Source organism: Halanaerobium saccharolyticum, assembly GCF_003053565.1.
In the GTDB taxonomy this organism is placed as follows: Bacteria; Bacillota; Halanaerobiia; order Halanaerobiales; family Halanaerobiaceae; genus Halanaerobium; species Halanaerobium saccharolyticum_B.
This window is the reverse complement of sequence record NZ_QAXS01000018.1, coordinates 1-14,043: the sequence shown is the minus strand read 5'-3', so window position 1 is coordinate 14,043 and position 14,043 is coordinate 1. Positions and strand designations below refer to the sequence as shown.

At 35.7% G+C, this 14,043-nt stretch carries 17 protein-coding genes; 13 read left to right on the top strand and 4 right to left on the bottom strand.

Annotated features, from left to right (window positions below; all coding sequences use genetic code 11):
* Window positions 1-20 precede the first annotated feature (20 nt).
* Window positions 21-1,100 (top strand): ADP-ribosylglycohydrolase family protein, encoded by a 1,080-nt coding sequence (locus C8C76_RS08245; RefSeq protein ID WP_181248178.1) that lies wholly within the window; start codon window positions 21-23, stop codon window positions 1,098-1,100.
* A gap of 68 nt (window positions 1,101-1,168) precedes the next feature.
* Here C8C76_RS08245 and C8C76_RS08240 read toward each other — a convergent pair whose 3' ends face one another.
* Window positions 1,169-2,053: a LysR family transcriptional regulator gene (locus C8C76_RS08240; protein WP_108140589.1), complete on the bottom strand. Its 885-nt coding sequence runs from the start codon at window positions 2,051-2,053 to the stop codon at window positions 1,169-1,171.
* Window positions 2,054-2,195: 142 nt separating this feature from the next.
* On the opposite strand from C8C76_RS08240, the gene C8C76_RS08235 reads away from it, so the two are divergent.
* The 10 genes from C8C76_RS08235 to aroC all read left to right on the top strand — a co-directional run bounded on the left by C8C76_RS08235 (window position 2,196) and on the right by aroC (window position 10,271).
* Complete coding sequence (locus tag C8C76_RS08235; protein WP_108140587.1) at window positions 2,196-3,215, top strand: YeiH family protein; 1,020 nt, start codon at window positions 2,196-2,198, stop codon at window positions 3,213-3,215.
* A 57-nt stretch (window positions 3,216-3,272) separates the two neighbouring features.
* Window positions 3,273-4,259 (top strand): YhdH/YhfP family quinone oxidoreductase, encoded by a 987-nt coding sequence (locus C8C76_RS08230; RefSeq protein WP_108140585.1) that lies wholly within the window; start codon window positions 3,273-3,275, stop codon window positions 4,257-4,259.
* A gap of 278 nt (window positions 4,260-4,537) precedes the next feature.
* Window positions 4,538-5,104, top strand: a complete 567-nt coding sequence (locus C8C76_RS08225) for a DUF305 domain-containing protein (RefSeq protein WP_108140583.1) — start codon at window positions 4,538-4,540, stop codon at window positions 5,102-5,104.
* 55 nt (window positions 5,105-5,159) lie between these two features.
* On the top strand, window positions 5,160-5,477 hold the full coding sequence (locus tag C8C76_RS08220; RefSeq protein ID WP_108140581.1) for an SHOCT domain-containing protein: 318 nt from the start codon (window positions 5,160-5,162) through the stop codon (window positions 5,475-5,477).
* Window positions 5,478-5,515: 38 nt separating this feature from the next.
* Window positions 5,516-5,905, top strand: coding sequence for a DUF302 domain-containing protein (locus tag C8C76_RS08215; RefSeq protein ID WP_108140579.1), 390 nt, complete (start codon window positions 5,516-5,518; stop codon window positions 5,903-5,905).
* Between the two features lie 180 nt (window positions 5,906-6,085).
* Window positions 6,086-6,655 (top strand): DUF4256 domain-containing protein, encoded by a 570-nt coding sequence (locus tag C8C76_RS08210; RefSeq protein ID WP_108140577.1) that lies wholly within the window; start codon window positions 6,086-6,088, stop codon window positions 6,653-6,655.
* A 137-nt stretch (window positions 6,656-6,792) separates the two neighbouring features.
* Window positions 6,793-7,521 (top strand): HD family phosphohydrolase, encoded by a 729-nt coding sequence (locus tag C8C76_RS08205; protein ID WP_258222454.1) that lies wholly within the window; start codon window positions 6,793-6,795, stop codon window positions 7,519-7,521.
* Window positions 7,522-7,569: 48 nt separating this feature from the next.
* Window positions 7,570-8,679 (top strand): methylated-DNA--[protein]-cysteine S-methyltransferase, encoded by a 1,110-nt coding sequence (locus tag C8C76_RS08200; RefSeq protein ID WP_108140575.1) that lies wholly within the window; start codon window positions 7,570-7,572, stop codon window positions 8,677-8,679.
* Window positions 8,680-8,715: 36 nt separating this feature from the next.
* On the top strand, window positions 8,716-9,054 hold the full coding sequence (locus C8C76_RS08195) for a DsrE family protein (RefSeq protein ID WP_108140573.1): 339 nt from the start codon (window positions 8,716-8,718) through the stop codon (window positions 9,052-9,054).
* Window positions 9,055-9,164: 110 nt separating this feature from the next.
* Window positions 9,165-10,271, top strand: coding sequence for a chorismate synthase (gene aroC, locus C8C76_RS08190; RefSeq protein ID WP_108140571.1), 1,107 nt, complete (start codon window positions 9,165-9,167; stop codon window positions 10,269-10,271).
* Between the two features lie 193 nt (window positions 10,272-10,464).
* Here the strand turns inward: aroC and arsB are convergent, their stop codons facing one another.
* The 3 genes from arsB to C8C76_RS08175 form a co-directional block, all read right to left on the bottom strand.
* Window positions 10,465-11,547: an ACR3 family arsenite efflux transporter gene (arsB, locus tag C8C76_RS08185; protein ID WP_108140569.1), complete on the bottom strand. Its 1,083-nt coding sequence runs from the start codon at window positions 11,545-11,547 to the stop codon at window positions 10,465-10,467.
* Between the two features lie 111 nt (window positions 11,548-11,658).
* On the bottom strand, window positions 11,659-12,060 hold the full coding sequence (locus tag C8C76_RS08180) for an arsenate reductase ArsC (RefSeq protein WP_108140567.1): 402 nt from the start codon (window positions 12,058-12,060) through the stop codon (window positions 11,659-11,661).
* A gap of 48 nt (window positions 12,061-12,108) precedes the next feature.
* Window positions 12,109-12,477, bottom strand: coding sequence for an ArsR/SmtB family transcription factor (locus C8C76_RS08175; protein WP_108140565.1), 369 nt, complete (start codon window positions 12,475-12,477; stop codon window positions 12,109-12,111).
* 361 nt (window positions 12,478-12,838) lie between these two features.
* On the opposite strand from C8C76_RS08175, the gene C8C76_RS08170 reads away from it, so the two are divergent.
* Together C8C76_RS08170 and C8C76_RS08165 are read left to right on the top strand one after the other, a co-directional pair.
* Window positions 12,839-13,615: an enoyl-ACP reductase FabI gene (locus C8C76_RS08170; RefSeq protein ID WP_108140563.1), complete on the top strand. Its 777-nt coding sequence runs from the start codon at window positions 12,839-12,841 to the stop codon at window positions 13,613-13,615.
* A gap of 109 nt (window positions 13,616-13,724) precedes the next feature.
* Window positions 13,725-13,964, top strand: a complete 240-nt coding sequence (locus C8C76_RS08165) for a trimeric intracellular cation channel family protein (RefSeq protein ID WP_258222453.1) — start codon at window positions 13,725-13,727, stop codon at window positions 13,962-13,964.
* Window positions 13,965-14,043 lie beyond the last annotated feature (79 nt).

Genomic DNA, 14,043 nt, shown 5'->3' with positions numbered 1-14,043 from the left:
TGAAGGGGGGACTAATAATTATGGTCAGTAAAAAAGAAAGAGCAAAAGGGGCGCTGATGGGTGCTTTTATTGGAGAAGCTCTTGGTGTTGGACCTCACTGGTATTATGATTTAGAAGAAATGCGGCAAGAATATGGTGACTGGATTGATGATTATACTGAACCCAAAACTGACAGGTATCACGGGGGACTTAAGGCTGGCGAAATTTCTCAGGCTGGTATTCTGCTGAAAATGATGACTGAGCATTTAATCGAAAATGACGGTTATGATCAGACTGCTTTCTGCAAAATGATGGACGATGACTTTTTGCCAAAAATCTCTGGGAAGGCGATGGCTGGCCCGGGAGGATATACAAGTCAGTCGATTCGGCATCTCTGGCGGGCAAGAGTAAAAAATGAGCTGCCCTGGGATCAGGTCGCCGGTAATGCAGATACGACTGAGGCAATTGAAAGAAATATTGCTCAGGCAATTTTCTATGCAGATGACCTTGAGGCTTTGAGCTTGAATATAACTGAAAATACAGCCTTAACCCAGTCAGACAATTTGATTGGTTCTTTAACGGTTGCTTACAGTTCAGTACTTGCTCTACTGGTCAGGGGAGAAAAATTGGATCCCCAAATATCTGCAAAACTTATGCAGGCTGTAGACGATGGTAAATTACCATTCCATAAGGTAACTTCTGATAATTTAAATCCACCTGCTGGAGATAACATGGTCAAAGAATCTGATCTTTATGGTGAGGGAATCTTTGCCTCTCCTGATGGGTTGCTCTCACCTTCCTATATGGCCAGAGCAGCGGTAGATGAAGATATAGAGATTGAACCTGCCTGGAAGGCTGCAGTTGTTTACGGAATGCCCTGTGCAATATATCATATGCTGCCTGCAGTTTATTATCTAGCGGCTAGATTTAAAGATGATTTTGAAGCAGGAGTACTCCATGCCCTCAATGGAGGCGGCCAGAATCAGGTGAGAACAATGCTGACCGGTGCTTTAATCGGAGCTCAGGTTGGTTTTCCCAGGATCCCAGAAAGATTTATTGAAGGATTACAGCAGAAAGATGAATTGCTCAGCTTAACTGATAAACTGGTAGAAAAAATTTAAATAAATGAAACTTGAATATAAAGCTGTTTTGATAGTGAATTTAAGCTGTCAGAACAGCTTTTTTCATTTTAGGTTCTTAAATTAATAAAAAGCTCAAAATATTTACGATATTCTTCTGCAAAAACACTGTCTTTTAAATAGACAAAATTAAATTCTCTTTCAATATTAAAATTCTTAATCTTTAAGGCTGAGATTTTATCCGCCTCTAAATCTCTTTTAGCTGCTGCTTGATACATAAAAGAAATGCCTTTACCCTGGGATACCAGAGCTTTAATCGCATTTAGATTGCCAATTTCTAAAGTTTTAGCAAAGCTTTTTTGATTTAAATTATTTGTATAAAGAATTTGTTCTAAGATTTCTCTGGTTCCAGATCCACTTTCTCTTAAAATCAGGCGAAAATCTAAGAGCTCATCCAATTTTATTTTCTCGCTGCTTAATTTTGATTCAGCAGAGCAGATACCAATAAACTTCTCTCTACTAAAAAGGTGATATCCATACTTAGTCTTGTCAAAAAAACCTTCCAGAATGGCAAAATTAATTTCTCCCGCTTTTAATTTTTGGAGCAGAGTGGCTGTGTTTTCAACCAGCATATCAAAATTAAGCTCCGGATTTTCCTCCATCGCCTGATCTAATATATCCGGCATTACAAACTCACCAATTGAGAGAGTCGCCCCAAATTTTATATTTTGCTTGGATGATTTATTGCTGATAGTTTTTGCTATTTCTCTACTGTCAGCGCGCATCCTTTCTGTATAATGATATAGCTTTTTACCAGCCGCAGTTAGATTAAGCTTTTTGCTGCTGTAATTAAATAATTTAACCCCGTAATATTCTTCTAAATGTTTAATGTGCTGGGAAACAGTGGGCTGTGTAATATGTAGTTTTTCAGCAGTTTTAGTGTAGTTTTTGATCTGACAGAGTTCCAAGAAAGTCTGATGTCTAAAATCGATCATATTTATTTCCTCCCGGTCTATGAATTCAATTATTAAAAGGGTTACTATAATTTAAATTTATATATTTATAAAATATTATAATTTTATTTTATCGATAATCTGTTATAAAATCAAGATTGTAAACTATAAGGGGGAAGATAAAATGAATAAGTTTAGTGATTATCTAGCAGGAATCATCCTTACAATTTTATTAGCTTTGACTGCTAAGGCAGTAAGCACTTACATACCTATGCATTTGATCAGCGGCAGTGTTCTGTCACTAATGCTGGGGATGCTTTTAAATCCGATTATTAGAGAAATTTCTATTTTCAATAGCGGCATCAATTTTGTTTCGAAGAAAATTTTAAAGGCAGGAATTGTACTGATGGGACTTACTTTGAGTTTTTCTCAGGTTTTATCTGTCGGTGGTTATTCATTAATTGTGATGACCTTTACTCTGCTGACAGCCTTTGGAGGAGGATATTTATTTGGCCGTCTTTTTAATATGAACTGGAAACTTTCAAGTCTAATTTCGGCTGGTACTGGTGTCTGCGGTGGCTCTGCAATCGCTGCAGTAGCTCCAACAATTGAGGCAGACAACAGTCATATTGCCTATGCTATTTCTGCCACTTTCATTTTTGATGTGCTGATGGTAATCTTATTTCCTCTTGCAGGCAGATATTTTGGCATGAGTGATTTAGGTTTTGGCCTCTGGGCGGGAACAGCAGTTAATGATACCTCCTCGGTGGTAGCAGCTGGCTATGCTTTTTCGGATGCTGCTGGTTCTTTTGCGGTAATCGTAAAATTAACCAGAACCCTTTCTATTGTGCCTATTGTAATGATTTTTTCTTTGATCAATGCCAGAGAAAATAAAAAAATGGGTTTAAGTTCAAATGAGCAGGAAGAAAAAGTTGAAATTAAAAATATATTTCCCTATTTTATTCTCTTATTTCTAGTAATGGTGGCCGTAAAAAGTACCGGTTTTATCTCAGCTGAATTAAGCAGCAATATTGCTTCAATATCTAAATTCATGATGATTATGTCTTTAGGAGCAATTGGCCTGACAACTAATTTTAGCGAGGTATCTGATTCAGGAATTAAACCATTACTGCACGGTTTTATTATTTCTTCACTGGTAGTTATTGTTTCTTTTACAGTTCAGCTGTTTATTGGCCAGATTTAAATATTTAATTTCAAGAGCGCTTATGTTAAGATAAGGCTAAAGGAAGTGATAATAAAGATGGATAATATAAAGTTTAAGGCACTGGAAGTAAGTGAAGTTGAGGGAGAATATACAAGAAAAGTTATAGAAAAAGAAATTGAGGATCTGCCAGCAGGTGATTTAATAATTAAGGTTAAATACTCTTCTTTAAATTATAAAGATGCTCTTTCTGCAGCTGGAAATAAAGGAGTTACCAGAGAATATCCTCATACGCCTGGTATAGATGCAGCAGGTAAAGTTGTGGAGGATCAGAGTGGAACTTATCAAAAAGGTGATCAGGTTATAGTTACCGGTTATGATTTAGGAATGAATACTGACGGTGGCTTTGAGGAATATATCCGAATCCCTGCAGAGTGGGCTGTGAAATTACCAGAGAATCTGTCTTTAAGAGAAAGTATGATTTATGGGACTGCTGGGTTTACAGCAGCACTTTCGGTTTATAAACTTTTAGCAGCAGATGTTGAACGAGGAAATATCCTGGTTACTGGTGCTTCCGGAGGGGTCGGCAGTTTTGCTTCTGCTATTTTAGCAAAGCTCGGTTATGATGTTACAGCAGCAACTGGAAAAACTGAGGCAGAAGAATATTTCAATAACTTAGGGGTAAAAAATATTATAAATAGAAAAGAGCTTGCTGATGATTCCGGTAAGATGCTGTTAAAAGAAAAGTGGTCAGGCGTTATTGATACTGTAGGTGGCAATCTGCTTTCTAATGCCATTAAATCAACCAGCTATAATGGAGCTGTAACCTGCTGTGGAAATGTTGCATCTGCAAAATTAGATCTAAATGTGTATCCATTTATCTTAAGAGGGATCAGTCTTATTGGTATAGATTCAGTTCAGTGTGAAAGAACTTTAAGAGAAGATGTCTGGCAGAAAATTGCCACAGACTGGAAGCTTGATCAACTGGATGAGTTTACAACAGAAGTACGATTAGAAGATTTAGATAGGCAGATTGAAAACATGCTGGCTGGAAATTCAAAAGGCAGAGTAATAGTTAAACTATAATTTTTAGCCAACTAAATAATTTGTTCTAGAGGAGGGGCTTTTCGTCAGCCGCTCTTTTTTCTTATCAAAAATTAAAATATCTTTATCATTAATTCATATTCTCTTCACATTTCTATCCTATAATTAATTTAGAGTAAAGCTGATAGGAATAGTAGAGTTTAATATTTAACAATTACGATATAAGTCTTGACAGAATTAATCCCGAGTGCTATACTATGTTTAAGATACCTAATAGGGGTATATTGAGAGCTGATTTAAGCTTAAAGGAGGATAACTAAATGAAGAAAAATTTAATAATTACTTTAATTATATTAGCAGCAGTTGGTATTGGAGCTAATCTTGTTTTTGCCCAGCCTGGATTTGGACCCGGAATGATGGGGCCGGGTATGATGAGGCCTGGAATGATGGAATCAGTAAACAGTGAATATGAATTTTTAGTCAAAATGATACCTCATCATGAAGAAGCTGTAACCAAGGCAAAGATTTTAAGAGATAATACTAACCGGGAAGAAATGCGAGAATTTGCTAAAGATATTATAGAGGTTCAGACTCAGGAAATTGAAGAAATGGAAAAGTACCTGGCTGAGTGGTATCCTAATAGATCAAATAACTATCAGTATCAACCAATGATGGGAAATTATGAAGGATTAGCTGGCGAAGAATTGGATTATGCCTTTTTAGAAGATATGATTTTCCACCATATGGGAGCTGTTATGATGTCACAGCAGTTAATTGTTCAGGATCTAGCTGAACATCGATCAGTTTATTTACTTGCTGAAAGTATTAGAGACAGCCAGCGTCAGGAAATTTTTATGATGCGCGACTGGCTTGACAGATGGTACTAAAGATTATTCATTAGTTTAGAATAAAAAGTTGGAATAATAATTAGGAGGTATAATTATGATGGGTTTTGGCCCAGGAATGATGGGCGGAGGATTTTCAATTATTTTTTGGATTGTAATCATTGGTGTTGTCTATTATTTCTTTAAGGAATATAACAGGCACAATCATCACAGTCGTCATGATCGCAGAAATGGTGGTCCACCCTATAGCGGTCACAGTAAATTTACTGACCAGCAAGATAGATTTAACAATAGCAGAGAAATTGAATATAGAAAAAGTGAAGATAGTGCAGAAAAAATTGCCAGAGAGCGTTATGCTAAAGGCGAAATCACTAAAGAAGAGTTAAAAGAAATACTTGATAATTTAAACAATTAGATTCAAAATTCAACCTTAAAATATAAGGAGGAATAATGATGAGTAAATATGGAATTCAAAAAACAGTTGAACTTTCCTATTCTGAGGCAGTAACTAAGGTGAAAAATGAGTTAAAAGAAGAGGGTTTTGGTGTCCTGGCAGAAATCGATATGCAGAAGACTTTTAAAGAGAAGCTGGATAAAGATATGAATAACTATTTAATTCTTGAGGCCTGTAACCCCGCCTTTGCTTTTGAAGGAATAGGTGAGGAATCAGAACTTGGACTGCTGCTGCCCTGTAATGTGATCGTCTATGAAAATGACAGTGGAGAAACAGAAGTAGCAGCGATTGATCCTGTAAAGGCCCTGGGAATGTCAGAAGACAAAAGAGTTAATGAAATAGCAAAAGAAATAAAATCAAGATTAACAAGAGTAATTGAAAATATTTAGACTAATAAATATTTTAACTTAACCTGTATAACGGCAGTGGCCTAATTAGCTGTAGTTATACAGGTTTTCTATTTAATTATCAATGGTGTTGCTATAATTATTTCAGAGTAATATACTATATTTATAGAGAGAAACTAAAAATTTATTTATAAAACCGCTAAAGTTATAGGGGGATAAAAGGTGAAGAAAAACGCTAAAAAAGAATTATCTGCAGAACAGGAGCAGAAATTAATTGAAATTTTAAAAGAACGATTTGAAAAAAATATGGATCGTCATCAGAATCTTAAATGGTCTGCGGTAGAAAAAAGACTTTTATCTAAACCGGAAGAATTGTGGTCGCTAAATGAAATGGAGAAAACAGGTGGAGAACCGGATGCTGTTGATTTTGACCAGAATAGTGGAGAATATATATTTGTCGACTGTGCAGCTGAAAGTCCTGCCGGAAGAAGGAGTTTCTGCTATGATCGGGAAGCACTTGAGTCAAGAAAAAAGAATAAGCCTGAAAATAGTGCCCTTGATCTGGCTGCGGATATGGGGATAGAAATTTTAACAGAAAAAGAATACCGCAAGCTGCAGGAGCTGGGAGCCTTTGATTTAAAAACTTCAAGCTGGATAAAAACACCTGAAGGAATTCGAGAACTGGGTGGAGCACTTTTCTGTGACCGCCGCTATGATCATGTTTTTGTTTATCATAATGGTGCTCAATCATATTATAGTTCTCGAGGCTTTCGCGGATCACTGCGGGTTTAATCCAAAAAATATACCTGCTTATCAATTTAACTTGTTTTATAGGTCTTTAAATGTTAAAATTTGATAAGTAAGTTATTAAGAATTAGGATTTAAAACAACAGGATTTAAAATAACTAGAATATACAAGAGGTGCAAAAATGAAGGAACTGAAAGAAAGTTTTATTGCCGATCTTAAACAGACCGGAAAAAATGGAATTGAAGAATTGTTAGTTTTTTTAGAAGAAATTGATTTTTATAAAAAGCCGGCCAGTATTAGACATCATTTAAATAGGACTGGTGGACTTTTAGAACACACTGAAAATGTTAAGAGAGAATATTTAAAATTAAATGAAGAAATTTCTGCAGGCATACCACGGGAAAATATTATTCTTCAGGCTTCCCTGCATGATATCGAAAAATGTTTTGCTTATACTTCAGAGATGCAGCATACTATTACTCCCGGCCAGAATAATTTTTTAAGAAGTCTGGTTAGAGATAATATGGAAATGTATAATAATTATGGTCTTGATAAATATGTTGAGGATAAGGAATTTATAATTTCCAAAGAATATGCCAGTGATTTGATCAAGTGGTTTAAGGATGGACGGAATGTTGCTCCACCTGATTTAAGAAATGACTGGAATTATAACGAGGATAATTTGCCATTAAACCATTCAATGCGGGCAATTCTTGAAGCATCTAAATTCATTAACTTAGAAGAGAGGGATATCCTTGCGATTACCTATCATATGGGACCTTATGGCCCCTTTGATGAGCGCAAAAGAAGTAAAGCAGAAGAACTCTATCCTGATGTGAGACTTCTTCACCTGGCTGACTCTATAGCCACTAAAAAAGAGGATATTGAAGAAGAATTGAATGGTAATTAAATAGGTAGATTTAGTTAAGATCTCCTTTAATTGAGGTGTTTTTAGATTATGAAAAAGAAAATAAAAATTTCTCAAGCAGAAATTGATCACCTAAAAGTTAAAGACAGGAGGATGTCAGATTTAATTGAATATCTTGGTGAAATAAATAGATATTATACTCCTGATCCTTTTACTTCTCTAACTCAGAGTATTGTCTACCAGCAGCTTTCTGGCAGTGCGGCTGATTCTATCTGGAAGAAAGTAAATAATATTCTTCCTAAATTAACGCCTGCGGCTGTTGCTGCAGTTCCTGAAAGCAAACTGAAAGAAGCCGGTCTATCCGAGCGTAAAGTTAATTACCTTAATAATCTTGCAGAAGCGGTTTTGAAGAATAATGTTCAGCTTGCTAAAATTGAAGAGCTTTCAGATGAAGAAATAATTGAACAGTTAACAGCTGTTAAAGGGATTGGCCGCTGGACAGCAGAGATGTTTTTAATATTTTCTTTAGCTAGAAGAAATGTAATCAGTTATCATGATCTAGGTATTAGGAAGGGGATTCAGTGGTTTTATGGCTTGAAATCTGAGCCGACAGAAAAAGATTTCAAAAAGTTTGAACGAAATTTCACTCCTTACAACACAGCAGCTTCTTTTTATATCTGGGAGATAACAGCCCAAAATCTTGATCAGGTATTTAAAAATGCTGGAGAATTATCTACTGCTAATAAAGTGGCGTATTATGACTCACCAATTGGGTTAATTGAGCTCCAGGCTAGTCAGGGTGAGCTGTTGCGACTTCATTTTCAGGAAGTAAAGCGCTATCAGGAAGGGGAGGCAGCTGTTTTGGCAGCTGCAAAAAAGCAGCTGGATGAGTATTTTGAGGGTGAAAGGAAAAAATTCAAACTTCCACTTAGAATTGAAGGTACAGATTTTCAAGAAAGTGTCTGGAGACAGCTAAGGGAAATTCCTTATGGAGCTACCTTTTCTTATAAGGAAGTGGCAGAAGCAATCGGGAATAATAAAGCTTACAGAGCAGTTGGTAACGCCAATAATAAAAACAGCATTCCAGTTATCATTCCCTGCCACCGGGTAACTGCAAGCAGTGGTAAAATAGGTGGTTATGGGGCAGGAATCTGGCGGAAAAAGTGGCTGCTTGAGCATGAAAAAAAGAATAAATTATGATATTATTTTTTATAAATTATAAAAGAGGTGATATTAATGGATAAATTTGCATTTTTCGCATTTAACGGAGAATTAATGTGTTTTCAGCATGTACTGCTCAATGCACTGGACTTAGCTGAAAAAGGACATGAGGCAAAGATTATTTTTGAAGGTGAAGCCGTAAAACTGGTTCAAAAGCTGGAAGAGTCAAATAACAAGCACTATTTTGAAGCTAAAGAGAAAGGATTAATCGACTGTATCTGTAAAGCCTGTTCTGCTAAACTGGGAGTATTAGAATATAACGAGAAAACAGATATTCCTCTCAAAGGTGATATGAGTGGTCATCCTTCTATGGAAGCCTACATAAAAGATGGTTATCAAATTATAACTATGTAGATTTATAAAAGTAATTTAATTATTAAAATAAAAATAAAGGATCTGAGCCCGAAAGAAATAGAATAATTTTCTGTTCTTTCGGGTTTTAAAATTTAAAAGAGGTGAGATAAATGTCAGGATCAGTACTGGGAGATTTATTTAAAATTTCAACCTGGGGAGAATCACACGGTAAGGCTTTAGGTGTTGTAATTGACGGCTGTCCGGCCGGACTTGAAATTTCAGAAGCTGATATCCAAAAAGACTTAGATAGGAGAAAGCCAGGTCAGTCACCATTTACAACTCCCCGCAAGGAAAAAGATGAGGTAGAAATTCTTTCGGGTGTATTTGAAGGTAAGACAACTGGAACTCCAATTTCGATGATTATTTATAATAAAAATCAGCGTTCAAAGGATTATTCTGCTTTAAAAGATGTCTACAGACCGGCCCAATCTGATTATAGTTATGATTTAAAATATGGTTTTAGAGATCACAGAGGAAGTGGACGTGCTTCAGGCAGAGAAACTGCAGCCAGAGTTGCAGCCGGAGCGGTAGCAAGAAAGATACTGGCAGAACTTGGAGTTGAAATTACAGCCTACACAGCTTCGATCGGACCTGTGAAAATTGATTCAGAAAATTTTAATCAGGATGATATCCCAAAAAACTTTTTATATATGCCGGATCTGGCTGCAGCTCAGGAGGCAGAAGCATATTTAACAAAATTAATTGAAGAAAATAATTCTTCTGGAGGTACAATTGAATGCAGGGTAAAGAATATACCTGATGGGCTGGGAAATCCGGTCTTTGATAAAACAGATGCCCTGCTTGCCAGAGCTATTATGTCAATTGGAGCGGTCAAGGGAGTGGAAATCGGCAGTGGTTTCAAAGCTGCCAGAATGACAGGTCATCAGCATAATGATTTTTTTAATTATCAGCAGGGAAAAATAACTAAATTAACTAATAATGCAGGCGGTACCTTAGGTGGGATTACAGATGGCAGTGATATTGTATTGAGAGCTGCTGTTAAACCAACTCCTTCAATCGAAAAAACTCAGCAGACTGTAAATAAAGCTGGTGAAAATATTGAAATTAATATTGAGGGACGACATGATCCGGTAATTGTTCCCCGAGCAGTTGTGGTTGTAGAAGCAATGATATCTTTAATTTTAGTAGATCTGCTTTTAAAGAATATGACAGCCAAAATGGCTAACCTTGAAAAAGTATATGGTGAAAATAAATAATGGAAAGGAAAATGCTGCAGCTGTATTCAAAAATGTCCTATTGAGGCTAAATATATGGATCATCATCATTTTGAAGAAATCACCGATTATTTAATCGAGAATTTTGGCGAGGAAAGAAAAGAAGCTGAGACATTTATTTAAATAAAAAGCCACCTTTAGCTGTTAATATTTAAGGTGGCTTTAATAAATAATATTAAAAATACTTTCTGGTCTTATTAGCTATTTTGACCAGAGCCAGCATAACAGGAACTTCAACTAAAACTCCAACTACTGTCGCCAGTGCAGCTCCGGACTGCAGTCCAAAAACTGAGATTGCTGTTGCTACAGCCAGTTCAAAAAAGTTGCTGGCTCCAATCATTCCTGCCGGTGCAGCTACCGAATGATTGATCTTCCAGAGTTTGGACCAGCCATAAGCTATCGCAAAAATAAAGAAGGTCTGGATAGTCAGGGGAACAGCAATTAAAAGAATATGGAAGGGATTATTTAAAATCACATCTCCCTGAAATGAGAAAAGGATAATCAAAGTTAATAGTAGACCAATTACTGTGAGCTCACTTAAATTTTTAAGAAAAACCCCTTCAAACCATTCTTTTCCTTTGTGTTTAAGCAAATATTTGCGAGAAAGGTAACCTGCTGTCAGAGGTATAACAATATATAAAATTACTGAGAGTAAAATTGTATCCCAGGGAACTGTTAAATTATTTAAGCCTAAAAGAAACATAACCAGCGGAGCATAGGCAAAGATCAGGACCAGATCATTGACTGAAACCTGAATTAAGGTATAAGCTGGATCTCCATCAGTTAAATAACTCCAGACAAAAACCATAGCTGTACAGGGTGCTGCTCCGAGCAGTATTGCACCTGCAACATACTCCTGGGCCAGTCCGGCAGGGATTAAGTTTTTAAAGATCACCTGCAGAAACAGCCAGGCAAAAAAGTACATCGTAAAAGGTTTAATCAACCAGTTGCTGACCAGGGTAACAGTTAATCCTTTTGGTTTTTTACCGGCCTCAAAAATAGAGCTGAAATCAATCTGGACCATCATGGGATAGATCATAAACCAGATTAAGATAGCAACCGGAATAGAAACTTGAGCATATTCAAATTTGCTTAAAGTATTAGGAAAAGCTGGCCATAACCTTCCGATAGCAACTCCGATAACAATGCAGAGTCCTACCCAGACACTTAAATATTTTTCAAAAATACTTAAAGAATTGTCCTCATTTTTCACTTCAATTTCTGTTTTAGAATTTTCTTTTTTAAAATTATTGCTCATAATTATCCCTCATTTCACATTAATAGATTCGGTTTTAATCATATGCCTGCTTAAAAAATAGAACAGCAGCTCAAACGAACAGACTAAGCTTAAACTGCTGTTTTTATTTAATTAGATTTCATCATTCTTCACTTTTTCAATTAGCTCTTTAACTTTCTGATCAATAATTTCTCTGGTTTCTCTAAAAACTTCCATTGGGTGACCGGCCGGATCATCTAAACCCCAGTCTTCTCTAAACTTACAGGGTATGTAGGGACATTCAACACCACAGCCCATTGTAATTAAAATATCCAGTTCAGAAGGGATTTCTTCCAGTAGTTTTGGATAATGATCACTGATATCTATTCCAACTTCATCCATCGCCTTAACAGCATTTGCTTTAACCTCCGGAGATGGATCAGTACCTGCACTGTAAACTTCTAAAATATCACCAGCATATTCTCTTGCAAAACCTTCTGCCATTTGACTGCGGCAGGAATTACCAACACAAATAAATCCAACTTTATACTTCATTAAATATCTCTCCTTATAAATAGTTATTATGTTTTAAATAAAAAATTACTATTTTGAAAATAGATTACTTTCAGGAAGTGTTTCACAGCTTAAAGAACTGTTATTGTATTTTTTAAGCCTTTTTAAATCTTTTCTGGCCTCAGCAAAGTCGTCCAGTTCATCTTCAATTAAAAGTTTGATAAATTTATGCTCAGCCAGCATTTTTTCGTTGAGATGATAGTATATCCACTGAGCTTTTTTTCTACCTTTAATTAAATTGACCTGCTTTAATTTCGCCAGATGTCGGGAGGCATTGGACTGATTAACCTGCATAATATTTTCTAATTCGCAGACACAGAGTTCACTTTTAGCCAAAAGATTTAAAATCCTAATTCTGTTTTCATGGGCCAGAGCCTTTAAGACTTCAATAATCTCCACTTTATGACCTCCTATATTTGGATATTCGATTTTAATCATATTTAAATTATATTTGTATTTTTTTAGATAGTCAAGTCATTTACAATAATTTAACATTTATTTTACATAGTTGCTAAGAGTTAAATTTTGATTGTTAAAGTCAATACTGATAAAAAATGATTTTTTTGTAATAATTAACTTAAATCGAACTCTATTAAATTGGAATTATAAAAAGAAGTGTTAATTATTTATATTTGATAAAATTGAAGGAATACCTTTGTTTTAGATGAATTATACTAAGTATAGAATGAAATATTTTTACTTAAAAAGAATTATTAATTTCATCTGAAACTAAATCAATTTATTGTGGGAGGTAATTATGATGGCTGGATTAATGTCAGGTAAAAAGGGAATAATTATGGGGGTAGCAAATAAAAAATCCATTGCCTGGGAGACTGCAGAGAGATTAAAAAAAGAGGGAGCAGAACTTGCTTTTACCTATCAGAATGAAAAAATTGGCGAAAAGGTAATCCCTTTATTTAAAGAGATTGGAGCCGCAGGTTATCACACGCTAGATATCACAGATGACCAGGAGTTCGAGGAAGTTTTTGAAAAGATTGGAGAAGAGTTTGGAGGTCAATTTGATTTTATAGTCCATGCAATTGCCGGTGGTCCTAATAAACAAGATTTAAAAGGGAAATATATGGATACAGCCCGCAGCAGTTTTCTGCGCAGTATGGAAATAAGTGTTTACTCTTATGTTAAAGCTCTTCAGCTGGCTTATCCGTTTATGAAAGAAAAGGGAGGAGCAGCAGTTACTTTGACCTATTATGGAGGGGAAAAGGTGATTCCAAATTATAATGTTATGGGAGTTGCTAAAGCTGCCCTCGAATCTTCAGTTCAATACCTTGCCGCAGATCTCGGGCGTGATAATATTAGAGTTAATGCCCTTTCGCCAGGTCCAATTCTAACCAGAGCTGCCAGCGGTATTTCTGATTTTAGAGATCTAATGAAAAATTTTAAAGATAAATCTCCGATGAAAAGATTAGTTGAGCAGAAAGAAGTTGCTGCAAGTGCCCTTTATCTACTCAGTGATCTATCGAGCATGGTAACCGGAGAGATTCTTCATGTAGATGGCGGTTATCACACCCAGGGATAATCTTTTAAAATAACATTTTGGAAGATGATTTCCCCTCAGAGAATGTTCATTTTTCCGTTAAATAATGGAGATTTTCTGAGGACTTTTTTTAATAAATCAGGAGGTTAAAATGGAATTTATTTCGATTGTTGACATTATAGGAACTATAGCTTTTGCAATGTCAGGAGCTCTGCGTGCTATAGAAAAGGAGATGGATTATTATGGGGTTGCTGTTTTTGGAATAACTACTGCAGTTGCCGGAGGGACTATTAGAGATATATTAATAAATAAAGATTTACCTGTTTCTCTTGCTAACCCAATCTATCTCATAATCAGTATTTTATCTGCTTTTTTCACTAGCATTGCATAAAAATATTTAAGCATTGTCAAATTTAAGTTATTGAGAACATATACTATCTACAGAATATTCAGTCACTACCTTATCCTTT